Origin of the sequence: Acinetobacter sp. AOR43_HL (assembly GCF_027854635.1) — a bacterium.
GTDB classification, from domain to species: Bacteria; Pseudomonadota; Gammaproteobacteria; order Pseudomonadales; family Moraxellaceae; genus Acinetobacter; species Acinetobacter pittii.
This window is the reverse complement of the sequence record NZ_JAKTHX010000010.1, coordinates 32,172-54,634: the sequence shown is the minus strand read 5'-3', so window position 1 is coordinate 54,634 and position 22,463 is coordinate 32,172. Positions and strand designations below refer to the sequence as shown.

The following is a 22,463-nucleotide window of genomic DNA, read 5'->3' as shown; positions in this document are numbered from 1 at the left end:
ATAAGGTATAACGCTTTTACCGACACAATTGTGCACAACTATTCGCTCACTATATAAGAATAGGATTGCTAATTTTGTCATTCCATTGCAAGCTAATTTTGCTTTATGTAACAAAAAACTTGTTTTTTGAAAGAAAGGAGGTCTTCTTGATTACAGTTTTAGTTGTGGATGACCATGAACTTGTACGTACAGGTATCTGCCGTATGTTAGAAGATCATGCCGATGTAGAGGTCATTGGACAAGCCGAATCGGGTGAAGAAGCAATTGCTATTGTTCGTCAGAAACATCCTCAAGTTGTGCTACTTGATGTCAATATGCCTGGCATCGGCGGCGTAGAAACAACACGTCGTTTACTGCAAACCGCACCAGATACAAAAGTGATTGCAGTCAGTGGCTTAGCAGAAGAACCTTACCCTTCTCTTTTGCTTAAAGCAGGAGCTAAAGGTTACATCACCAAAGGTGCTCCAATTACCGAAATGGTTCGGGCTATTAATAAAGTGATGCAAGGCGGCAAATACTTTAGTGCCGATATTGCTGAGCAATTAGCAAGTTCTTATTTATCCGATACGCAGCAATCGCCATTTGATTCTCTCTCTGAACGAGAAATGCAAGTTGCAATGATGGTTGTAAATTGTATTAGCGCTCAAGAAATTGCAGACAAACTTTTTGTAAGTGTTAAAACAGTGAATACTTACCGCTACCGTATTTTTGAAAAGCTAGCCATTGATAGTGATGTTAAACTAACTCATCTCGCGATTCGTTACGGTCTGATCAAGCCTTAATCAGACTTACATGCAATTTCCCGTAAACTCATCCTTGTCCCATACGATATTTCGTTTGGGCACGTGGTATGGTTTATATCGCCTTATTATTGCGGTTAGCCTGAATATTATTTTGGTTTTAACCGATGCTCAAATCGACAATAGTCTGCAACAACCCACTCTATATTCTTACACACTACTCGGCTATTCGCTTTTAAGCCTTCTTCAACTTTTATGCTTTAAGTTTATTGCCACTCAGGCCACAAGGCAGCTCATTTTATTTTTTGTAGTTGATATTATCTGTCTGAGTTTACTTACATTTTCTGTAGGTGAACCCAATCTTCAACTCAGCTTGCTCTATGTGATTGCCATATTTACTTCGGCCATTTTACTTAGCGCAAGAATGTCGTTGCTCATTACATTACTTGCAGTCATTGCCGTTATTTACCAACGCTTCGTTGGCAGTTTATTTGACTACAATAATTTAAATACGATCAGTAATAGCGCCTTATTGGCCTTCTTGTTTTTTGTAGTACATGGAATCGGACAAATTGCGGTCCAGCGCTTTAAATTACTTGAAGCGCTAACTTTCCATCAATCAATAGAACTCTATCAACTACAAAATATTAACCGCTATATCTTGGAACAAATTGAAGAGGGCTATTTAGTTCTAGATGAAAACTACGACATTGTTTTAAGTAACCCAGCCGCCTGCTCTCTTTTAGGAATTCCACCTCAATTTGCCAGTGAAAAATATTCCTTAGCAAAATGGCATGCTGACTTATTTGAAATTCTTAAGTTTGATAATTTAAAAGAAGGTGATCGATTTATTTTTGAGTCCCGACTGTCGGCTTATTCTATTAATATTAAAGTGCAACATCTTTTGGTGCCACAGCAAACATTAACACTACTCATCTTACAAGATGCGCAGCAGATTAATCAGCAAGCTCAACAACTCAAACTTGCCGCTTTAGGACAACTCTCAGCAAGTATTGCCCATGAGATCCGTAATCCTCTTGCGGCCATTGTTCAAGCAAATGAATTACTCAAAGATAGTAATGCGGAACAGCAAAACACTTTGCGCAATATGATTGGTAAGCAAACGAAACGCATTGATAGTATTGTTCAAGACACCTTAGGACTTGCCCGCAGTGAAAGAACGCACCCAATCCAGATCGAATTAAATGACTTCATAAAAACGTTATTAGATGAAGATTTATCTGATGTTAAACATACGATCCAGCTTAAAAGTTCTGATTTATCCTTAAAGCTATTGTTTGATGAAAAGCAACTCAGACAAGTCCTCATAAACCTTGTTAGGAATGCTCTACGCCACAATGCACCCGACTCTCCCTATGTTCTGATCAATATCCATTCACAAACAAATAAAATTTATATTGATGTGATCGATTACGGTGAAGGTGTTTCAAAACGTGATATATCTCAATTATTTAAACCATTTTTTAGTACCGAAATTAATGGAACTGGTTTAGGATTATATTTGTCTCATAGTTTTTGTGAGGCAAACCATGCAAAGCTCACTTATGTAGAGCAAAAACAAGGGGCATGCTTCAGAATAGAATGCCCAATAATATATTGATTTTTTTATTAGGTTTTTGGGGAAATGGCAGAACAGCAACCACTCGTTTTGCTTGTAGACGATGAAGAAGATTTGTGCCTGTTAATGCAAATGACTCTTGCACGAATGGGGATTAAGACACATCTTGCTTATCGGGTTGAACAGGCCAAACAGCTCTTTACTCAGTTTCATTACGATGCATGCTTGACCGATTTAAATCTACCTGACGGTAGTGGCTTAGAATTGGTTCAACATGTTTCTCAAACTTACCCACACACACCCATTGCAGTCTTAACTGCATACGGCAATATGGATATTGCAATTGCAGCATTAAAAGCGGGAGCTTTTGATTTTGTCAGCAAACCGATTAACCAAATTCATTTAGATCAGTTGTTAAAAAAAGCGCTTAACCAGCCAAAACAAGAGCATGAGTTCGGTGAAACAACATTAGAAAATGACTTATTAATTGGGCGTTCGCCACCTATACAAAACTTACGGACAGCTATAAAAAAAATAGCCCGCTCCCAAGCTCCTGTATTTGTTACAGGCGAGTCTGGTACGGGTAAAGAAGTTGTTGCGAATCTGATTCACCGCTTAAGCAACCGCAGTGAAGGACCATTTATTGCAATTAACTGTGGAGCAATCCCAACTGAACTCATGGAAAGTGAACTTTTTGGGCATAAAAAAGGGAGCTTTACTGGTGCGACTCAAGACAAACAAGGTCTGATTTTATCGGCACATGGCGGCAGTTTATTTTTAGATGAGATTGCCGAATTGCCTTTAAGTATGCAAGTTAAATTGCTTCGCGCAGTACAAGAGAAAAAGATTCGCCCAGTAGGTTCAGATCAGGAAATTGATGTTGATTTTCGAGTAATCAGTGCGAGTCACCAAGATTTAGATTTGTTAGTACAACAAGGTAAATTCCGTCAGGACTTATTTTTCCGTATTCATGTTATGGATATTATGTTGCCGCCACTACGTGACCGTGGTGGAGATATTTTGCTATTGGCCAATCATTTTATTCAAAAGGTTTGTACAGAATGGGGAATTTCAAGCAAGCAATTAACGGCGAGCGCTGAAACTTACTTATTGCAGCAAGACTTCCCGGGTAATGTTCGTGAATTAAGAAATATGATTGAACGAGCTATTACTTTAAGTGATGATGAGTCCATTGATTTAACACACTTAGCTCCTCCTCTTAGAGGTAGTAGTGTGAGCCCGCAAATCGTAACGAAACAACTAAATCAAACACCGACTGTTCAGACTCACCCAAAATTTCCAATGGAAGGTTTAGAACGCTACTTAGAAAATATCGAAAAAGATATTTTACTGAATGCGCTAAATATGACTCATTGGAATCGAACTTTAGCAGCTAAAAAGCTAGGAATGACATTCCGTTCTTTGCGCTATCGACTCAAAAAGTTTGGCTTAGATACTGAAATGGGAGAGGAAGTATAAAAATTACTTCCTCTTTAGAAATAAATCTGCAACGCGCTCTAAATATACGTCTTCTTTCATTTCTGCTGGCAATGGATAGGTCTGATTAGGCTGAATACCCTGCCCTTCAATCATATTGCCATTTGGCGTGTAGTAATGTGAGACCGTCATCTGTAGAGCCGCCCCACTTGGCAAAGGAAATAGCTTTTGCACTACACCTTTTCCATAACTTTTTTCACCCATCACCCAAGCACGCTGGTGTTCTTTCATGGCCGCAGTAAAAACTTCTGCCGCAGAAGCAGAACGGTGATTAATTAATATACCTAGTTTTATATTCTGAAATTCATTACCGGGCAAAGCCTGAAACTGCTGATTACCTTCCGAACGGCTTTTGGTCGAAACAATAATTCCGTTATTTAAAAATAAATCTGCTGACTCAACTGCTGCCGATAACAACCCACCCGGATTGTTTCGCAAATCGATTAAAACAGCTTTTAAACGTGGAGAACTGTTTTCTTCAATTAATCTTTTAATTTCATTAGCAGTGTCTTGTTGGAATACTCTAATTTTGAGTACAAGCACCTGATTATGTAGCATTACAGGTTCTATATCGGTTTCTATTTTTTTATTACGGACTAAGTTGATATTTCCACTTAGCTCTTCTGCTTGTACTTGAAGTGTACTTCCTATAGAACCGTAAAGTAGTCCAAGCACCTGATCTTGGTTTAAATTTTTTAAATCTTGGTTATCAATTTTGAGAATCGTCTGACCATTTCTCAAACCTAATTTATAGGAATCAGAACCGGTTTTAAGATCACGAATCATCCATTTATGAGCATGTGATTCAGGGCTTAATGCAAAATCAACTGATGCAAGATCACCCTCTGTGTATTGAATCAGTTGGCGGTATTCTTCTGCCGATAAATAACGCGAATAACGATCTAACCCACTCACTAACCCTTTTATGGCTTGTTGAAACAAGGCATCGTCAGATTTCACATCAACGTAGTTATCTCGAACAATTCCATAGATTTGCACAAACTGTTGAATCGACTCGATCGGCACCTCTGCATAGCTATGTTCCGGTTCTTCCGAATCCGAATGCAAAGGTGACATTTTTTCTTTTACAACTGGCGCTGCAAAGGTAAATTGGCTGCAACACAGCAACATACTTACAATAAGTTTTTTATATTTAATGTGTTGCAGCATCCAATCACCTTTAACTTATGCAGATAGTGTAATCAGATTACGTCCTTGCATTTCGGCAGGAACAGGAATCTTCATTAAATTGAGAATTGTCGGTGCTACGTCTGCAAGCACACCACCTTCTGCAATTGTTGCGTGTGTTGGACCAACATAGATAAATGGCACAAGCTCGGTTGTATGTTGAGTATGCACTTGCCCACTTTCGTAGTCTTGCATTTGTTCAACGTTACCATGGTCAGCAGTAATGAGCATATGGCCTTTTTTCGCCATAACTGCCTCATAGACACGACCTAAACAAGTATCAACCGCTTCAACTGCTTTAACCGCAGCATCAAATACACCTGTATGCCCGACCATATCACCATTTGCGTAGTTCACAACTAATAAGTCGTACTCACCTGAATTAATTGCCTTAACCAACTCATCAGTGACTTCATAAGCACTCATTTCAGGCTTAAGATCGTATGTCGCAACATTTGGAGATGGAATTAAAATACGTTTCTCACCCGGATATTCATCTTCACGTCCACCACTAAAGAAGAATGTTACATGAGCATATTTTTCAGTTTCGGCAATACGTAACTGAGTCTTTCCAAGTGAAGATAAATATTCACCCAATGAATTTTTGAGAGCTTCTGGCATGTATGCAACTGGCGCATCAATGCTAGCCTGATAACGTGTAAGCATCACAAATTTAGAAAGATTTGGAACAACTTTACGCTCAAAGCCAGCAAAATCTTTCTCTACAAATGCACGAGTAATTTCACGAGCTCGGTCAGCACGGAAATTCATAAATACAACGCTATCACCATCTTGAACTTTAGCAATATCACCAATACGAGTCGCTTTTACAAACTCATCATTTTCATTGGCTGCATAAGCTAATTCCAACCCTTCAACCGCTGTTTGCGCAGTACGAAGTGCTTCACCTTCGGTCAACAAGCGATAAGCTTGCTCAACACGATCCCAACGGTTGTCACGGTCCATTGCAAAGTAGCGACCAATTATGGTTGCGATACGGCCTTGGCCCGGATATTGAGCAAATAATGCATCTAATTTTTCTAAAGACGGCTGAGCACTACGTGGAGGTGTATCACGACCATCAAGGAAAGCGTGCAAATAAACTTTTGCACCGCGTTTTAATGCAAGTTCACACATCGCCACAATATGATCTTCATGTGAATGAACACCACCTTCTGAAAGTAGCCCCATAATATGGACAGCACCGCCAGCAGCTTTGGCTTTTTCAACAGCGTCGATCAACACTTCATGTTTAAAAAAGTCACCAGTACGGATATCTTTAGTAATACGGGTAAAGTCTTGATATAACACACGGCCAGCGCCAAGATTCATATGGCCAACTTCAGAGTTCCCCATTTGCCCATCAGGCAATCCAACATCTTCACCTGAACCAGAAATTAGACTATTCGGATGCTTGGCTTTCATTGCCGCCAAATTTGGTGTTTTTGCTGCAAGAAAAGCATTATCTTCAATCGCTTCACGGTGTCCAACACCATCCATAATGACCAGAACGTGAGGGATCTTGCCAGCAGTTGCATCCGTCATAATCAATTTCTCTTTTGTCTACAATTTCGTCACAATATCTTACCGAATTTTCGGTCAAGACTCTATTTATTCCTATGGCTTTCACCAATATCCGCGATTGATGAAAACCATAAATATCACTTATTTCTAGCGAGCGCGGTAAAGCAAATAACTTCCGGCACCAAACATTAGCAAGATAGGCACAAGTACGAACCATGCTGGAGATGGAGAATAAACCAAGCTTGCATAGCCCAAGAAATCTTGCAAATAATAGAAACTCAAACCAATAAACAATGCGATCACCAAACGAAAACCCATTGATTGTTGGCGTAACGGTCCAAAAATAAAAGAACACGCCACGAGAACTAATGCGATGAGTGAAAATGGCGAAGCAACTTTTTGCCAGAAAGCCAATTGGTACGTTTTTGGTACCTGGCTATATTCATCCATATAACGCATAAAGCTAATCAGTTGGCTTGGCGATAAATCTTCAGGATCTAAAGTCACCATATGCACATATTTAGGCTGTAATGCTAAAGCAAGCGATTGTTCTTCATGGTCAGTTTTGATGGCATTGCCTGCCGCCAAAATGTCCATTTGTTCAGCTTTTTTCAAAGCCCATTGACCATTTTTAATAAACTGTCCTTGCTGAGCATTAATTAATGATTGCAAGTAATAGTTCTGGTCAAAGTCGACCACTTGAATGTCTCTTAAATTGCCCTGAGAGTTAGCGTAGTCGATATAGATAAATCGCTGCCCTTCACGTGACCAATAGCCTTTAACTTCACCTAAAGCAGCTACTGAAGGATGGCTTTTAACACTTTGTGCTTTTTCATTCGTGTAAGGGATAACCCACTCACTTAAAGCAAATGACAAAATAATAAGTAGTAAAGCTGAGCGCATAACCCAACCAACAATACGCCATAAGCTAACACCCACTGAACGCATAACAATGAGCTCACTACTCGTTGCCAATGAGCCCAGTCCAATCACGGCACCAATCAAGGCAGAGATAGGTAAAATTTCATAGAGATAGCGAGGAGCTCCCCACAAAACATAAACGAGAGCTTGCCATGCGTTATAGTCTGGTTTGAGCTCACCCAACTCGCCAAGATATGTAAATAAGACCTGAAGAATGGACAAAACAACTGTGGTGCCAAACATCGCAAGCGCAGTGGTTTTCGTCACATATTTGGCGACTATTCGACGTGCTAACATTATAATTTCACTCGCTTGATCTGTTTCTTGATTTTTGGTCCTAACTTCTGCTTACGTGAGAATAAGGCGGCAGCAACGCCATACACAACTAACACGGCAGGATAAGCCCAAATATCGAGTTCTTCTTTACTAATACGAGTCTTGATTGCAATCATTAATACGATCAGACTGGAAAAAATAAAAATCGCCGGAATAAGACGGTAATAACGGCCTTGTCGTGGACTCACCTCAGACAATGCCACTGAGAGCATTAACGCAATAACAATCGTGAATGGCCCAAATAAACGCCATCCCAACTCACTTCTGATGACTGGATCATTCGTTTTTGAAAAGAGTTTTGTTGTTGATAGTGCTTCTACATCGCCACTCTCAAACTTAACATCTTTGTCATTTTCTAAACGTAGACGATAAGACTGAAACTCTGCTTGTGTATATTTTGGTTGTCCCGGGAATATTTCATAGCGACGACCTTGTACCAGATCAACGACATTGGCGGTGTCATTTGCAACTTCTACACGAGTCGCTTCCTTGGCCAAAATCATAACATCAGGCTTATCTTCTTTAGCAGCGCGTTGATAAAAGAAAATATCCTTCAAATTCTTTCGGTCTTCTGACAATGAACCTGCATAGATCGTATATGGCCCAGAAGAAATGAACTCTCTTGGTCGAACCAAATCAAAACCTGTCCGAACAGCTTGTGTCGTTGTCAGTTTTTCAAACTCACGTAGTCCCCACGGCGTCATCCAGAGCATAAGCACAGACTGAAACACCATATAAACAAGTGTCATTGGAATGAGTAATCGTGCTAATTGATGACGGCTTACACCACTACCATTCAATACAGCCATTTCATGGTCAACATATAAACGACCAAACACCAACATTAAACCAATGAAAAAACCCAATGGTAAAATGAGTGTTAGAAATTCAGGTAAACGATATCCAATGATGCTAAACAAGATACTGGCATCTAAACGCCCCTGCGCCGCCACACCAAAGTATTTGATCAGACGACCACCCATCATGATTAAGGTCAGTAAAGAAATGACCACCAATGAGGTAGAGACAACTTGCTTGACGAGATAACGCCGAATAATCAAAGTAATACTTCCAAAAGGCTAATCGGGACGTGTGCTAGTTTACCCGAATGTTAAAAATATAAAACCGCACATTGCAACGCTATGCTTGAAAGTGTTTCAATGTTTTAATCCAACATAACTTTCTATAGGCAATCACGGCAGCCATGAAATTTACAACTTATACAACTTTTCCCGAACAGACATCTAATGAATCTTTGTGGGTTTTAGTTGATTCAGAACAGCTACAAAGCAACATCAACACATATCAAATCAATAACCTAGAAAGCGTTCTTACTGCCACCCAATTCAAAGGCAACTTCAATGAAACTCTGCCTTTATTCGGTCAGGTTTCAAATCAACCTCATAGCCAATTACTTGGCTTAGGAAAAACAGCTGAACTTCAGGCGGTTAAGCTCGCTAAACTTGCCCAAACCATTATCAAATCGACACAAAATAAATTTAAGCATATCGCGATTGATATTGCTGCGTTACCTGTCGAATACCATTATTTATTCGCTTTAAGCTTAACTCAAGCAGCTTATGGTTATGATGAGTTTAAATCGAAAAAAAATGAATTTGTGTTACAACAGGTTGATTTAATTAGTTCAACGACGAGCCTCGATGAAAAACAACTGGCTTTAGTGCATGCCGTACAGTCTGGTCAGTCGTATGCACGTGACCTTGGAAACCGTCCAGGTAACATTTGTTTCCCTGAGTATTTGGCAGAACAAGCATTAGCTTTAGCTGCAGAATTCCCTGACTTACTCAAAGTAACTGTCTTAAATGAACAGCAAATGGCTGATTTAGGCATGTATGCTTTTCTTGCTGTCAGCAAAGGGTCTGAACGTCCGGGTCGTATCGTAACACTCGAATACCAAGCTGGAATCGATCAAGCGCCTGTTGTGCTTGTTGGTAAAGGCGTTACTTTTGATACAGGCGGTATTTCTTTAAAACCAGGCCTAGGCATGGATGAAATGAAGTTCGATATGTGTGGTGCAGCCTCTGTACTAGGGACTATTCGTGCGTTATGCGAAGCAAAACTCCCTATTCATGTCGTTGGAGCAATTGCAGCCGCAGAAAACATGCCTTCAGGTAAAGCAACTCGCCCAGGCGATATTGTGACAACCATGAGCGGACAAACAGTTGAAATCTTAAATACCGATGCAGAAGGTCGTCTTGTTCTGTGCGATACATTGACCTATATCAAACGTTTCAATCCAGCAGTTGTGGTTGATATCGCAACATTAACTGGTGCATGCGTAGTTGCTTTAGGTAAAGTACTGAGTGGTTTGTTCTCACCAGATGATGCTTTAGCAGCTGAACTTCAACAAGCGGGTGAGCAATCATTTGACCGTGTATGGCGTATGCCAGTGATTGAGGATTATCAAGAATTACTTGATTCACCATTTGCTGATATTGCAAATATTGGCGGTCCATACGGCGGTGCGATTACGGCAGCATGTTTCCTTGAACGCTTTACACGTGAGTACCGTTGGGCTCATTTAGATGTAGCAGGAACAGCGTGGTTATCTGGTCCAGCTAAAGGTGCAACAGGTCGTCCAGTACCATTACTCATGCAATTTTTAGCGAATCGTGTAAATACGAATGGCTAAAGTTAGTTTTTATCTGTTTGAAACCAGTGAAGAACGGCAAGTCGATAGTGCTTGCCGTTTATGCCGAAAGATTTTACAGAAGCATCCTAAAATCTGGTGGTATTGCCCAGATGTGCAGCTACAACAAACTCTTGATGAAAGATTATGGGATTTCGACCCTGTAAGTTTCATTGCACATGGGATTGATCAAGCTGAAGCTGCTGTATGTATTTCGGCTAAACAACCGCTTGAACAAGGCTTGTTAGTATTTAATTTTAACAATCATGCACTTGAACAAGTTGATCATTTTAGCCACATTATAGAAATTGTTGAAAATAATGAAACAGCCAAGCAAATTGGTCGAGAAAAATTTAAAATGTATCGCCGTTTGGGTTTAGAACCGCGGACCTTTAAATTATAACGCGCTAAAATGTAAATACTGTTGAACAAAGGAGAAGCATGGTGGCATTAAATGTCGGGCAAGATTTTAAAAAAAGATGGTTAAATGCGCCTGAAGCTGTCCGTCATGCCTATCAACAGGATCTGGCACGTATTTGCGACCTATTAGAACCCCAAACCCCTATTCAGCTTTGGGTTTTAAATGACGAAAAAGCGCAGTTAGAATCGCAGCAAAAAATTGAACAAGCTTACGCGGACCTTAAGGCAGAGCTTATTGAGCAAGCACGTATCCGTCGTCAGCTCGCTTTAGAAAAAGCACTTGCTGACAAACGTGCATCAGAAGCTGCTTATGCTGCGGAGTTGCAAGCAGACGAAGTTCGCAAGTTTAATGAACAGACTGAAACATTACAGATATTACGTAGTCATTTAGAACAAGAAGTTGCAGAACAAACTGCACGTTATCAGAAAAACCCTGAAACACCAGCAGTCAATTACTCTGCTGGCGTAAAACTTAGTATTACCGATGATCAAATCTTATCTGAGCTTGAAAGTTTACGCATTCGTTTAGAACTTGAAGCTGAAAACCTAATTGAAGAGTCTGTAACGGCTTTCCGAGCCAAACTACATTCGGCAGCTCAAGAAGAAATTGAATACATTTTAAAGAACTCTAAGTTTTCTGATGAAAAAATAGAGAAGTAAAGTTTTTAAAACTTCTTCTGTCATAAAACTGACACCTATATGTCACAAAATAGACATAAATATTATTCTTGTAGATCAATTGATTATGAGAATAGAAAGTAGCGATTTTAAGATAATTAATGAGGGTAAGAAATGGACATTCCACATCAGATTTCAAAGCAACTTGAGCAGCTTAATCAGGGTGAGCAATGGACATTTTCAGCACAAGAACTTTATATGAGTCATAACGACTTTAATTCGCTTTCAATTTTGCTGACACGAGCGTCGGAAAAAGGTGAGTTTTCAATTACACGTACTCAGCATACTAAACCATGGGTCGGCACACATTCGGTTACTCTGACTAAGCATTAATTTTTAAAAATAAAAAAACCGGAACATATGTCCGGTTTTTTATTTTGATGATCTGGCTTTTATTTTAAAAAACCATTTTCAGCTAAAAAAGCCATACTAATATTTGACTCAGTTTTTTGCTCAGCTGCTTTATCACCTAGCAATAAACGCTCGATATAACGCGCCAACACGTCGACTTCAAGGTTGACCTTACTGCCTACTTGCCACGTTCCAATATTGGTACGTTCTGCAGTATGCGGAATCAAATTCAAGCTTAAAATATTTCCACGCAAGTGGTTAATCGTTAAGCTAATTCCGTCAACGGTTACAGAGCCTTTTTCCGCCAAATATTTAGCAAGTTCTGTCGGTGCTGTAACTTCATAATAGATTGAACGAGCATCTTCACGCACTACGGTAATTTCACCTACGCCATCAACGTGACCACTTACAATGTGCCCACCAAAGCGCGTTGTCGGTAACATTGCCTTTTCAACATTGACACGTTGCCCAACTTTCCAGTTACCTAAAGTCGTTCGATTTAAACTTTCACGAGAAACATCTGCCGCGTACCAGTTATCGCCCCATTCAATCACTGTAAGACAAATACCATTGGTTGCAATCGAATCACCCAAATGTACATCAGACATATCCAGATCAGTCTGAATACGTAGACGTACATCACCACCTACACTTTGCAGGCTTTCAACTTTACCTAAACTTTCAATAATGCCTGTAAACATGGCTCAATCTCCAAATCTTTTTACACTGCTTAAATTGCAGCGCTTACCAAAGTGCGAGCTGTGTACTATTGCCTGAGGTATCTACACCACCTAGCTCGGCGAAGTGGTAAAGCTGGCCTAATAACTGACGTAATGGTGGTCCTGACTTAGCATGAGTATCAGTAATCACAATAAACTCAAGCACGCGTGCACGTTCAGACTGTCGTTGTTTACTCACTCGATAACGCGGAACATCTTGTGTTAACAAGGTCACTTTGCCTCGTTCCAGATTGGCCATAAGTAAATCTTTCGGTTCGATATTACCATCAGTTGAATAGCTGGTCAGAATATAGCGCGCATTGATCGTTGAGAGTAATTTCTCATATGCATCTTTTGCATGTTTAGAAGAGTTATATGGACTCGGACGCTCTTTACGCCATGCTCTATCAATACCACTCTTATAACCTTTCGTATCTGGTGAAGGTAAATCCACCTGATCCCATAAAGTTAATGCATTTAAAACGTGGTAATTACTACTATATGCGTGCTGATTATATGGTGGATCAAGATAGGCAACATCAACCTCAAAACCACTCATTTGATTTGCTAGATGTTGTGAATCTACACACCACATTTCAGCAGCCGGACGTTTGCGATCACCAATCTCACAAAAACGGCTCGGTGTTAACCAAAGTAATGATTCAATTCGTTCTAACGCAGTTTGAGTACGTCCGCCCCACCCTTGGTGGAAGCTTTTAAATACACCACTCGTGTTACTGACAAAACTAGCTGAATAGAGCAATGGCGCAAGTAAAGCACTCATCTCTACATCATTAATTGCACCTTGTGCCTGCCATGTTGCAATCTGCTGACGAATTGCATCGATACGCATACCGTTACGACGTTTAAAGAATAAACGGTCACGAGTTGGATCGTATACATCATCGTTACGTGGGCAAAGGTTATGCGTTACCCAACCTTTAACTTCAGGTAAGCGATTTAAATAATCGATTGCCTTTTGATAGCCACCTAATTCTTTAAAAGCAGGTGCATCTACACAGGCTAAAATCGCATGATTTAAAGCATGACTATAAGGTTCCCAGTCATTCGCAATCACACGATAACCATTTTGACGTGCTAAACGAGATACGACGCCACTGCCGGCAAAGAAATCGGCAAAAATCGGTGGATTCTTTTTCTTGCTATTCAGTGTCCCTGTAATTTCAAGGGCTTCTAAAATTAGATGGAGCAATCGGCGCTTGTTACCCAAGTACGGCACAAGCTGATGGAAAAGATATTCGTCTGTCGTACGGGCTGCATGACGACGTTTGTGATAAACCGAAGGCTCTGAATTCATACTTTCTCTTGCGTAGGGATTAACCTTAAGCGTATATCTTGATCAATTTGTGTCACATCAAGAAGTGTAAAACGAAGTTGCTCTGCCATATATTCAAACTCTGCATTGAACATGGCCCTTGCACTTTTCCCCAATAAGGTCGGGGCAATATAACTGATCAATTCGTCCACCAAACCTTCTTGCAAAAAGGCAGTAGACAATGTTGCGCCAGCTTCAACCAACACATCATAAATTTGATGTTGCTTAGATAGGGTCTGTAACAGCATTTTTAAAGGCTGAATTTCTAATTGTATCACGCCTAAATCAGCAAGTTCTTGACGATACGGCCCCATTACCATCACAGTTTCAGGATTCTCTAAGATCTTAGCGTTAAATGGTAAACGTCCTTGGCGATCTAAAACAACACGTTTTGGCTGAGCAACTGTCTCGATATCAAAATTATTGAGTGAACGCACATTAAGCTGACAATCATCTGCAATCACAGTTTCAATACCTGTAATCACTGCTCCAGAAATGGCACGCCAATGTTGTACATCTTGGCGCGCAGCCGAACCGGTAATCCACTTCGACTCACCTGATGCCATTGCAGTACGCCCATCTAAACTTGAGGCTACCTTTAAACGTACATAAGGCAAGCCTGTAGACATTGCCTTTAAAAAACCTTGATTAAGTTTTGATGCTAAATCTTCGCAAATGCCAACTTCTACTTCAATTCCGGCATTTTTCAAAATCTGAACACCCTTACCCGCCACCAATGGATTTGGATCAGGACAAGCAACCACTACTTTTTTAACTTGAGCTTTCACCAATGCTTCGGCACAAGGAGGGGTTCTGCCATAATGCGCACATGGTTCAAGTGTGACATAAGCCGTTGCACCTTCTGCATGTTCACCCGCCTCACGTAAGGCAAAAACTTCAGCGTGTGGCTGACCTGCTTTAGGATGAAAGCCTTGTCCAATTAACTGATCATCTTTGACAATCACACAACCAACATTTGGATTAGGCTTTGTCGAATATAGTCCTCGTTTGGCGAGTTCAATAGCTTGCTGCATCCAATACTGGTCTTGTTTCAACTCAGACATAAAAATCTCAAATGATTAGTGTTCACGTTGTTGCATTTGCTCAATTTGACGGCGAAACGCTTCAACATCCTGAAAATCTTGATAGACAGAAGCAAATCGGACGTAAGCAACATGGTCAAGGGCAAATAAAGATTGCATGACAATTTCGCCAATTGTTCTAGATTTCACATCACGCTCACCTAAACGGCGAATCTGCAACTGAATATCACTTAAAACTGTTTCGATCTGCTCTTGTGTGACCGGACGTTTTTGCAAAGCATGCATTAACGAACGACGCAATTTGGCCTCATCGAAAGGTTCATTTTTTCCATTCGATTTGATCACACGGGGCATTACCACTTCATAGCTTTCAAAAGTGGTAAAACGTTCACCGCAACTTACACACTCACGACGTCGACGAATCTGACAGCCTTCGGCGGCTAAACGTGAATCGATGACTTTACTATCTGCGGCGTTGCAAAATGGACAATGCATAGCGGATTTATAGGGTCGATTACTTTGACCTAGTGTAGCAAAATTTCTACACTTACAGAACCAGCATTCTATAAGACAAAAAAACAGTCCGAAGACTGTTTTTTGATTGGAATATATTACGAATTATTCGATACGTTCGCCATGTTGGCTTAAATCCAGACCCATGCGTTCATCATCAGCATTCACACGAATACCAATCACAAGATCAATCACTTTAAGAATAATGAAAGTCGCGATACCGCTGTAAACCATGGTTGCCAATACGCCTTCAACTTGTACCCATAATTGGCCAGCGAATGTTGGAGCTAATGCAACGTTGGCTGCTTTAATAATTTCGTCACTGTAGAATACGCCAGTTAAAATCGCACCGACAATACCACCTACCGCATGCAAACCAAACGCATCCAAAGCATCATCGGCTTTAAGTAAGCGTTTAAGTGCTGTAATACCCCAGAAGCACACTACGCCACCAATAAGGCCCATCACTAAAGCACCGCCTACCCCAACAAAACCTGCTGCTGGTGTAATCACAACTAAGCCAGCTACCGCACCAGAAGCACCACCTAATACAGATGCTTTACCACGGATCATACGTTCAACAACTAACCAAGAGAATGCAGCAGCGGCAGCAGCAACTTGAGTCACTAAAATTGCCATACTTGCACGAGCACCAGCGCCTAGAGCACTACCACCGTTAAAGCCGAACCAACCCACCCAAAGTAAGCTTGCACCCACTACAGTTAAAGTCAGGTTATGCGGAGCCATAGATTCGCGGCCAAGGCCAATACGTTTTCCAAGCATGTAAGCAGCAACTAGACCTGCAACACCTGAGTTGATATGTACAACTGTACCACCAGCAAAATCTAATGCGCCTGCTTTAAATAACCAGCCATCTGCAGCCCACACCCAGTGGGTAATTGGTGCGTAAACAACGAGCACCCAAACTGCAATAAACACCATGAAAGCTGAATATTTCATACGGTCTGCAATAGAACCGCTAAGGATCGCCACTGTAATAATGGCAAAAGTCATTTGGAAAATAACAAAGAGACTTTCAGGAATTGTCCCACTTAATGCATCAAACGCTACCCCGTTTAGCATTGCTTTAGACAAATCACCAAAAAATGCACCTGTGCCAGAGAACGCGATTGAGTAACCAGCAATCACCCACAGCAAACTTACCAAGATTGCAGCTGAAAGGCTGAACATCATCGTACTGAGTACATTTTTTTTACGTACCATACCGCCGTAGAATAATGCCAATCCCGGAATGGTCATTAATAGAACCAATGCGGTTGAAACTAAAATCCAAGAGGTATCACCCGTATCAAGCGTAGGTGTCGGTGCTGGAGCTGCTGGAGTTTCAGCAACTGGTGCTTCTGCAGTAGTAGTTGCAGTAGCTGGAGATGTTGATGCAGCCGCAACTTCCGATGTTGGCGTTGTTACAGCTTCTTCTGCCCAAACGGCAGTACCACCCAAAAGAGCGCCTGATAGACTGAGCGCCATAAGCATTTTTTTCATTCGTGTCCCCCAACCTCATTTGCGAGTTATTTTCTACTCAGCAAGCTTTGTGCCAATTTAGACAGCATCCGGTCCAGTTTCACCCGTACGGATACGGATTACTTGTTCCAGGTTAGTCACAAAAATCTTACCATCGCCGATTTTTCCAGTGCTTGCGACACGTGTAATTGATTCAATTACTGCGTCGACCATTTCATCACTAATCGCAATCTCGATTTTTACTTTAGGTAAGAAATCAACCACATACTCCGCGCCACGGTAGAGTTCAGTATGCCCTTTTTGACGACCAAAACCTTTAACTTCAGTTACGGTAATCCCTTGTACACCAATGTCAGAGAGTGCTTCACGCACGTCATCCAATTTAAACGGTTTTACAATTGCAGTTACAAGCTTCATGTTTGTTTCCTTCGGCTTCTTTTCACCAGTAAGGTTTTATGTTCAATTTTCATGCCAATATTTCAAAGGTTGAGGGAAATGAATCTTTTGCATGAACTTTCTTTATAACCTATTTAGTGAGCAAGATGTAGATGAGCTATCAAAAATAAAATGAATTTTCAGTAGTGTTATATGCTGATTTAATGATCTATTTGCACTAAAAAAATTGAAACCTATATCCAGCGCTTAAGCAGTGTTAAACTGTAAAGCATAAGGTAATACAACACTTTGGATATTTCATGCTAGAAACTTTGCTACAGGCCATTCTGGAACAAATTGATGAGCCTAAAAAAGATTTGGAAAAAAATTTACGTGCATTATTAAATGAAGCGGTCGAAAAGTTGGATCTTGTTTCCAAACAAGAGATCGACCGTCAAAAGACTGCACTTCAGTCAGCCAATCAACGTTTAGAAGAGCTACAAAAACAAGTAAGTTTGTTAGAAGAAACTTTAAAGAATAAAAAATAAGCACCAACGTAGCGCATTTATACTTTACAACGATTAAAAATGAAGCACCATAATGGAACAATAAGATGTCTTTTTCTAAAATTTATACACGGGGACTTTTAGGTTTACATGCACCTCTGATTGAGGTTGAGGTACATGTGAGTCAAGGCTTACCTTCTCTTACTATTGTCGGCCTAGCAGAGGCAGCGGTAAGAGAAAGTAAAGACCGGGTTCGCTCAGCCATTATTAACAGTGGATTTCAATTTCCAACAAAACGGCTGACCATTAATCTTGCACCAGCAGATTTGCCCAAAGATGGTTCACGTCTAGATTTACCTATTGCTATAGGTATTTTAATTGCATCTGGCCAGCTCCCAGAAAACTGTGCCGAAGATTTTGAATTAATTGGTGAATTAGCTTTAGATGGCCATGTAAGACCAGTGTCAGGTACTTTAACTTTGGCAATGGCGTGTCAACAGGCCAAGCATAAAATGCTTTTACCTCTCGATAATAGTCAGGATATTAGCCATTTACCGAATCTTGAATGTTATCCAGTGAGCCATTTAAAAGAAGTCTGTGATCACTTCTTGGGCATGAAATCACTATCTTCGATTGAACCTGCAACTACCTCAAACCAAATGCCTTATAAATTTGATCTGGCAGATGTCAAAGGTCAGCTACGTCCACGTCGCGCACTAGAAATTGCCGCCGCAGGCGGGCACTCGCTGCTCTTTAAAGGACCACCAGGTACAGGTAAGACTTTACTTGCTTCACGTCTTCCTTCAATTTTGCCACCGCTTTCTAATCAGGAAACGCTTGAAGTCGCGAGTATTTATTCTATTTCAAATACACCGCATACCTTTGGTCAGCGTCCATTTCGCGCGCCCCACCATACAGCATCAGCCATTGCACTAGTTGGGGGCGGTTCCCATCCTAAACCAGGTGAAATTACCTTATCTCATTTAGGCGTTTTGTTTTTAGATGAACTCCCCGAGTTTGACAGAAAAGTTCTAGAAGTCTTACGTCAGCCGCTTGAGTCAAAAGAAATCATTATTTCACGTGCAGCTCGGCAAATTACTTATCCTGCAAACTTTCAGCTCATTGCAGCAATGAACCCTTGTCCATGTGGTTATGCGTTTAATCAAGACAGCCGTTGCCAATGTTCGCCAGAGAGTATCAAGCGCTATCAAAACCGTATATCGGGACCATTACTTGACCGTATCGATTTACATATTGATGTACCGCCTTTAAAAGCTCAAGAACTGCAAGATCCAACGCCTGCTGAAGACTCTACGGCTGTAAGACAGCGTGTGATTTATGCTTATGAACAACAAATGCAAAGACAAGATTGTTTAAATCAAGCACTTTCACCGAAACAACTTGAGCAATATGCTGTACTTGATAGTACTTCTCAACGAATGATTGAAATGGCTCAACAACGTTTGAATCTGTCGGCTCGTGCTTATCATCGTGTTTTACGGGTTGCTCGTACCATTGCCGATTTGGCGCAAAGTGAGATGATCCAAAGTCCTCATCTTACAGAAGCGCTCTCTTATCGAGGCAATCATTCTTAAAATAAAAACAGCGGATTATGAGTCCGCTTTTTTAATATTTATAGAAGTTATTAATAAGAGAATTTATTACTCCCTATGTATTAATAGAAGTAAAGAGGATGCTATGAAAATTTTGGCTATCTCAGGTAGTGCAAGAAAAGAATTTACAAATACTGCTCTATTAAGAGCAATGAAGGATATAGCACCGTCCGACATTGAATTGACAGTTTTTGATCATATTAATAATCTGCCTGTCTTTTCTCCAGATAATGAAGGAGAAAAAACGCCTACTGTAGTGGAAGATTTCATCAAATCTGTTTCTGATGCAGATGGCATTATCATCTCAAGTCCAGAATATATCCGTTGTATTCCAGGTGGTCTCAAGAATGCAATTGATTGGATGGTTTCCCGTACCGAAATTATAGATATACCTATTGTCCTGGTTCATGCATCTAGCCGCGGCGACGACATGCTAGTTTCTTTAAGAAGAGTATTGTCGACTGTTAGTAGCAATTTCTTTGAAGATTTATTTTTAAGGATTTCTCTCATCGGCAAATCTCCTGAACAAATTAGCGAGATGCTACAAACCGAAAAATATAAGTCACAAATTACTCCCTTTCTGCTTACCTTTGTCTCAGAGATTCAAAAATGTAGAAATGAATTAGAGTGAACTTTCTTAAAATAAAACAGCGGATTATGAGTCCGCTGTTTTTTTATTAAGAGCTTCATTTAAAGTCTCAATTAAGCAAGTAATTTCTTTCTCTGATAAAGCCGCAAAGCCAAACCGGATACAATGATTAGTACATTCTTCCTGTTTAAACTTATGCTCTGTATCAATGTTAAGTTCTTTTAATTTTATAAGCTGATCTTGAGTAAATGCTTTCTGGAATTTCACCCACAAAGCCATTCCCCCAGCGGGTGGCTGTATATGAACACTCTCTGCAAAAATTCGATGGAACTCAGTTAATGCATGGTCTCGGCGTAGCTGATATATCTTTTTCATTTTGCGGATATGCCGCTTGATTTCCCCTCGCTGCATTAAATCTGCTAAAGCAAGTTCCGTAATGTTATTGCCTTGCCGATCAATCAATAGAATATCTTCTGTAATCGATTGAATGATTATTGACGATGCCACGACGTATCCCAAGCGAATACCGGGTGCAAAGACCTTTGATAATGAGCCCACATGAATGACTAACTCAGAATGAGGCAAACTTGCTAAGGGTGGCATAGGCCGACTGTCATAGTGGAATTCGTGGTCATAGTCGTCTTCAATAATATAAACCCCCCATTTTTTTGAAAACTCCAAGAGTTGAAGACGACGACTCATTGGCATCGTTACAGTTGTAGGATATTGATGATGCGGAGTTGTATAAATGGCAGCTACAGAATGCTCTTGTAAAATCCGTTCTAAATCTTCAATGACAATACCTTGTTCATCTAATTTGACAGAAACCACTTGAAAGCCATTTGATTGAAATGCTTTAAAAGCAGATGGATAATACAATTCCTCAATAACGATAACACCCTGCCGATTGGGTAATGCTCGAGAGGCAAGAAAAATTCCCATCTGGCTACCACGTACAATACAAATCTCATCTTCAGCAACATTCATAAAACGTTCCATTGACAACATTTGTTGTAAAGCCTGTCTTAGCTCAACCATACCTCGTGGGTCACCATATCCCATGTACTGGTTTTGCGTAATTTTAATCAGTGCATGCCGATATGCCCGCGAAAATAGTTCGTAGGGAATAAGCCGTGGATCTGGCACACCATCGTTATGTGGGCGTTGGATCACTTCTTGAGTGATTGGTTTATCATTAACTGTTCGCTCAGATACTGGCTCTATTTGAAGCTGTTTTTCCGGCAAAACATCCGCCACAAATGTGCCTTTTCGGGGACGGGTCACAAGCCATCCTTGTGCCTCTAACTCTTCATATACTGCTTGTACAGTTTTTCGATTAATTCCTAGTTCTTTTGACAGGCTACGAGACCCCGGCAGCATCGTCCCCTGCACTAAACGGCCACATAAAATTTCCTGACTAATCAAGTTAGTCAGTTTTAGAAAAACCGTTTTTTCTTCTCTTTCATCGATACGAAAATTTACTTGCCAAGGTCTTAGCATATTCGCCCCATCTGGACCATATAACTTATAAAAACTGGATGTATTGATTCATCCAGCTATTTTCTATTCTGCCTTCACCTACTTAATTTGGTCAACTGGACTGGAGAAGAGATGAAGACTGCTACTGTAAACAAACAAGACCTGATGCAACATGCACAGCAAGACATGCAAAAGTGGATTAGCGACTCAGATTTAACTGATCGTCAAAAGCTTGCACTCACTTGTCGTATTTTATTTGACCATGGCCATGATGCTGGTTTAGCAGGCCAAATTACCTGCCGTAGTGAAAATAAAGAGTCCTTTATTACCCAACGTTTTGGTTTAGGTTTTGATGAAATTACTGCCTCAAACTTACTTGAGGTGAGTCAAGATTTAGAACCCATCAATCAAGAAGGAATGGCAAACCCAGCCAATCGTTTTCACACATGGATTTATAAAGAACATCCAGAAGTGAACTGCATTATCCATACTCATCCTACCTATGTAGCAGCCCTATCGATGCTACAGGTTCCACTTATGATTTCCCAAATGGACGTTTGTGCACTTTACGAAGACTGCTCATTTGTAGGTCATTGGCCGGGTGTTCCTGTAGGCAACGAAGAAGGTATTTTGATTTCTTCTGCGCTTGGTAAAAACCGCGCTGTTTTGCTGTCTCATCATGGTCAATTGGTCACAGGAAAAACCATTGAAGAAGCATGTAACTTGGCGCTTTTAATTGAACGAGCAGCTCAACTGCAACTGCTAGCCATGTCTGCCGGACAAATTCAGCCGATCCCACATGATTTAGCCACAGAAGCTCATGATTGGGTATCTACCGATAAACGCAACAAAGTGAACTTTGCCTACTACGCACGTAAAGCTTTGAAAAAACATTCTGACTGTATTTAAAAAGAGACTTCCACC

22 protein-coding genes are annotated in these 22,463 nt (G+C 40.6%); 11 read left to right on the top strand and 11 right to left on the bottom strand.

The window, feature by feature from the left end:
• Positions 1-146 precede the first annotated feature (146 nt).
• From gacA to MKL33_RS06005, 3 genes are read left to right on the top strand one after another with little or no spacing between them, the layout of a single operon-like run.
• Positions 147-782, top strand: coding sequence for a response regulator transcription factor GacA (gacA, locus tag MKL33_RS06015; protein ID WP_002121174.1), 636 nt, complete (start codon positions 147-149; stop codon positions 780-782).
• Positions 783-792: 10 nt separating this feature from the next.
• Entirely contained in the window at positions 793-2,361 is a 1,569-nt protein-coding gene (locus MKL33_RS06010; protein WP_270906660.1) for a sensor histidine kinase, read from the top strand.
• Positions 2,362-2,385: 24 nt separating this feature from the next.
• Positions 2,386-3,798 carry a sigma-54-dependent transcriptional regulator gene (locus tag MKL33_RS06005; RefSeq protein WP_270906659.1) on the top strand — a complete coding sequence of 471 codons (1,413 nt, stop codon included), beginning with the start codon at positions 2,386-2,388 and terminating at the stop codon, positions 3,796-3,798.
• 3 nt (positions 3,799-3,801) lie between these two features.
• Here the strand turns inward: MKL33_RS06005 and MKL33_RS06000 are convergent, their stop codons facing one another.
• From MKL33_RS06000 to lptF, 4 genes are all read right to left on the bottom strand, one after another.
• A complete protein-coding gene (locus MKL33_RS06000) occupies positions 3,802-4,986 on the bottom strand; it encodes a S41 family peptidase (protein WP_270906658.1) in 1,185 nt (394 codons plus the stop codon).
• 15 nt (positions 4,987-5,001) lie between these two features.
• Positions 5,002-6,549 (bottom strand): 2,3-bisphosphoglycerate-independent phosphoglycerate mutase, encoded by a 1,548-nt coding sequence (gpmI, locus tag MKL33_RS05995; RefSeq protein ID WP_270906657.1) that lies wholly within the window; start codon positions 6,547-6,549, stop codon positions 5,002-5,004.
• Positions 6,550-6,675: 126 nt separating this feature from the next.
• Positions 6,676-7,746 (bottom strand): LPS export ABC transporter permease LptG, encoded by a 1,071-nt coding sequence (lptG, locus tag MKL33_RS05990; protein ID WP_270906656.1) that lies wholly within the window; start codon positions 7,744-7,746, stop codon positions 6,676-6,678.
• The gene (gene lptF, locus MKL33_RS05985; protein ID WP_002121169.1) at positions 7,746-8,846 is read right to left on the bottom strand and encodes an LPS export ABC transporter permease LptF; all 1,101 of its coding nucleotides are present in this window, start codon (positions 8,844-8,846) and stop codon (positions 7,746-7,748) included. Before lptF ends, lptG begins: the two co-directional genes overlap by 1 nt.
• A gap of 143 nt (positions 8,847-8,989) precedes the next feature.
• Between lptF and MKL33_RS05980 the strand changes: the two genes are divergently transcribed.
• The 4 genes from MKL33_RS05980 (at position 8,990) to MKL33_RS05965 (ending at position 11,866) form a co-directional block, all read left to right on the top strand.
• Positions 8,990-10,438, top strand: coding sequence for a leucyl aminopeptidase (locus tag MKL33_RS05980; RefSeq protein ID WP_002121215.1), 1,449 nt, complete (start codon positions 8,990-8,992; stop codon positions 10,436-10,438).
• Positions 10,431-10,838, top strand: coding sequence for a DNA polymerase III subunit chi (locus MKL33_RS05975; RefSeq protein WP_270906655.1), 408 nt, complete (start codon positions 10,431-10,433; stop codon positions 10,836-10,838). Before MKL33_RS05980 ends, MKL33_RS05975 begins: the two co-directional genes overlap by 8 nt.
• Positions 10,839-10,876: 38 nt before the next feature.
• Positions 10,877-11,515, top strand: a complete 639-nt coding sequence (gene blhA / locus MKL33_RS05970; RefSeq protein ID WP_081320294.1) for a cell division protein BlhA — start codon at positions 10,877-10,879, stop codon at positions 11,513-11,515.
• A gap of 132 nt (positions 11,516-11,647) precedes the next feature.
• Positions 11,648-11,866, top strand: a complete 219-nt coding sequence (locus tag MKL33_RS05965; RefSeq protein ID WP_002121224.1) for a hypothetical protein — start codon at positions 11,648-11,650, stop codon at positions 11,864-11,866.
• A gap of 59 nt (positions 11,867-11,925) precedes the next feature.
• Here the strand turns inward: MKL33_RS05965 and MKL33_RS05960 are convergent, their stop codons facing one another.
• The 6 genes from MKL33_RS05960 to glnK form a co-directional block, all read right to left on the bottom strand.
• A complete protein-coding gene (locus MKL33_RS05960; protein ID WP_002121149.1) occupies positions 11,926-12,585 on the bottom strand; it encodes a riboflavin synthase in 660 nt (219 codons plus the stop codon).
• 43 nt (positions 12,586-12,628) lie between these two features.
• Positions 12,629-13,921: a DNA adenine methylase gene (locus tag MKL33_RS05955; protein ID WP_002121221.1), complete on the bottom strand. Its 1,293-nt coding sequence runs from the start codon at positions 13,919-13,921 to the stop codon at positions 12,629-12,631.
• Positions 13,918-15,003, bottom strand: a complete 1,086-nt coding sequence (gene ribD, locus MKL33_RS05950) for a bifunctional diaminohydroxyphosphoribosylaminopyrimidine deaminase/5-amino-6-(5-phosphoribosylamino)uracil reductase RibD (protein ID WP_270906654.1) — start codon at positions 15,001-15,003, stop codon at positions 13,918-13,920. Before ribD ends, MKL33_RS05955 begins: the two co-directional genes overlap by 4 nt.
• Before the next feature lie 15 nt (positions 15,004-15,018).
• On the bottom strand, positions 15,019-15,477 hold the full coding sequence (gene nrdR, locus MKL33_RS05945) for a transcriptional regulator NrdR (RefSeq protein WP_000543541.1): 459 nt from the start codon (positions 15,475-15,477) through the stop codon (positions 15,019-15,021).
• 123 nt (positions 15,478-15,600) lie between these two features.
• Positions 15,601-16,998 carry an ammonium transporter gene (locus tag MKL33_RS05940; RefSeq protein ID WP_060466392.1) on the bottom strand — a complete coding sequence of 466 codons (1,398 nt, stop codon included), beginning with the start codon at positions 16,996-16,998 and terminating at the stop codon, positions 15,601-15,603.
• Positions 16,999-17,055: 57 nt separating this feature from the next.
• Positions 17,056-17,394 (bottom strand): P-II family nitrogen regulator, encoded by a 339-nt coding sequence (gene glnK / locus MKL33_RS05935; RefSeq protein ID WP_000780326.1) that lies wholly within the window; start codon positions 17,392-17,394, stop codon positions 17,056-17,058.
• 278 nt (positions 17,395-17,672) lie between these two features.
• Between glnK and MKL33_RS05930 the strand changes: the two genes are divergently transcribed.
• The 3 genes from MKL33_RS05930 to MKL33_RS05920 all read left to right on the top strand — a co-directional run bounded on the left by MKL33_RS05930 (position 17,673) and on the right by MKL33_RS05920 (position 20,102).
• Entirely contained in the window at positions 17,673-17,900 is a 228-nt protein-coding gene (locus MKL33_RS05930) for an accessory factor UbiK family protein (RefSeq protein ID WP_002121136.1), read from the top strand.
• 65 nt (positions 17,901-17,965) lie between these two features.
• Positions 17,966-19,453, top strand: coding sequence for a YifB family Mg chelatase-like AAA ATPase (locus MKL33_RS05925; RefSeq protein WP_069036335.1), 1,488 nt, complete (start codon positions 17,966-17,968; stop codon positions 19,451-19,453).
• Between the two features lie 103 nt (positions 19,454-19,556).
• Positions 19,557-20,102 carry an NADPH-dependent FMN reductase gene (locus MKL33_RS05920; RefSeq protein ID WP_069036334.1) on the top strand — a complete coding sequence of 182 codons (546 nt, stop codon included), beginning with the start codon at positions 19,557-19,559 and terminating at the stop codon, positions 20,100-20,102.
• A 24-nt stretch (positions 20,103-20,126) separates the two neighbouring features.
• On the opposite strand, the gene pdxR is transcribed toward MKL33_RS05920, so the two are convergent.
• Entirely contained in the window at positions 20,127-21,560 is a 1,434-nt protein-coding gene (pdxR, locus tag MKL33_RS05915) for a MocR-like pyridoxine biosynthesis transcription factor PdxR (RefSeq protein ID WP_270906653.1), read from the bottom strand.
• 111 nt (positions 21,561-21,671) lie between these two features.
• On the opposite strand from pdxR, the gene MKL33_RS05910 reads away from it, so the two are divergent.
• The gene (locus tag MKL33_RS05910; RefSeq protein WP_069036332.1) at positions 21,672-22,448 is read left to right on the top strand and encodes an aldolase; all 777 of its coding nucleotides are present in this window, start codon (positions 21,672-21,674) and stop codon (positions 22,446-22,448) included.
• The last annotated feature ends 15 nt before the right edge of the window (positions 22,449-22,463 follow it).

Excerpts from the sequence above, each read along its gene's own strand:
- MKL33_RS05925 (WP_069036335.1), top strand. The coding sequence starts at position 17,966 with ATGTCTTTTTCTAAAATTTATACACGGGGACTTTTAGGTTTACATGCA.
- MKL33_RS06010 (WP_270906660.1), top strand. The coding sequence starts at position 793 with ATGCAATTTCCCGTAAACTCATCCTTGTCCCATACGATATTTCGTTTG.
- MKL33_RS05965 (WP_002121224.1), top strand. The coding sequence starts at position 11,648 with ATGGACATTCCACATCAGATTTCAAAGCAACTTGAGCAGCTTAATCAG.
- MKL33_RS05975 (WP_270906655.1), top strand. The coding sequence starts at position 10,431 with ATGGCTAAAGTTAGTTTTTATCTGTTTGAAACCAGTGAAGAACGGCAA.
- gpmI (WP_270906657.1), bottom strand. The coding sequence starts at position 6,549 with ATGACGGATGCAACTGCTGGCAAGATCCCTCACGTTCTGGTCATTATG.
- MKL33_RS05960 (WP_002121149.1), bottom strand. The coding sequence starts at position 12,585 with ATGTTTACAGGCATTATTGAAAGTTTAGGTAAAGTTGAAAGCCTGCAA.
- MKL33_RS05920 (WP_069036334.1), top strand. The coding sequence starts at position 19,557 with ATGAAAATTTTGGCTATCTCAGGTAGTGCAAGAAAAGAATTTACAAAT.
- MKL33_RS05940 (WP_060466392.1), bottom strand. The coding sequence starts at position 16,998 with ATGAAAAAAATGCTTATGGCGCTCAGTCTATCAGGCGCTCTTTTGGGT.
- MKL33_RS06000 (WP_270906658.1), bottom strand. The coding sequence starts at position 4,986 with ATGCTGCAACACATTAAATATAAAAAACTTATTGTAAGTATGTTGCTG.
- MKL33_RS05980 (WP_002121215.1), top strand. The coding sequence starts at position 8,990 with ATGAAATTTACAACTTATACAACTTTTCCCGAACAGACATCTAATGAA.
- pdxR (WP_270906653.1), bottom strand. The coding sequence starts at position 21,560 with ATGCTAAGACCTTGGCAAGTAAATTTTCGTATCGATGAAAGAGAAGAA.
- glnK (WP_000780326.1), bottom strand. The coding sequence starts at position 17,394 with ATGAAGCTTGTAACTGCAATTGTAAAACCGTTTAAATTGGATGACGTG.
- lptG (WP_270906656.1), bottom strand. The coding sequence starts at position 7,746 with ATGTTAGCACGTCGAATAGTCGCCAAATATGTGACGAAAACCACTGCG.
- MKL33_RS05930 (WP_002121136.1), top strand. The coding sequence starts at position 17,673 with ATGCTAGAAACTTTGCTACAGGCCATTCTGGAACAAATTGATGAGCCT.
- ribD (WP_270906654.1), bottom strand. The coding sequence starts at position 15,003 with ATGTCTGAGTTGAAACAAGACCAGTATTGGATGCAGCAAGCTATTGAA.
- blhA (WP_081320294.1), top strand. The coding sequence starts at position 10,877 with ATGGTGGCATTAAATGTCGGGCAAGATTTTAAAAAAAGATGGTTAAAT.
- MKL33_RS06005 (WP_270906659.1), top strand. The coding sequence starts at position 2,386 with ATGGCAGAACAGCAACCACTCGTTTTGCTTGTAGACGATGAAGAAGAT.
- nrdR (WP_000543541.1), bottom strand. The coding sequence starts at position 15,477 with ATGCATTGTCCATTTTGCAACGCCGCAGATAGTAAAGTCATCGATTCA.
- MKL33_RS05910 (WP_069036332.1), top strand. The coding sequence starts at position 21,672 with ATGAAGACTGCTACTGTAAACAAACAAGACCTGATGCAACATGCACAG.
- MKL33_RS05955 (WP_002121221.1), bottom strand. The coding sequence starts at position 13,921 with ATGAATTCAGAGCCTTCGGTTTATCACAAACGTCGTCATGCAGCCCGT.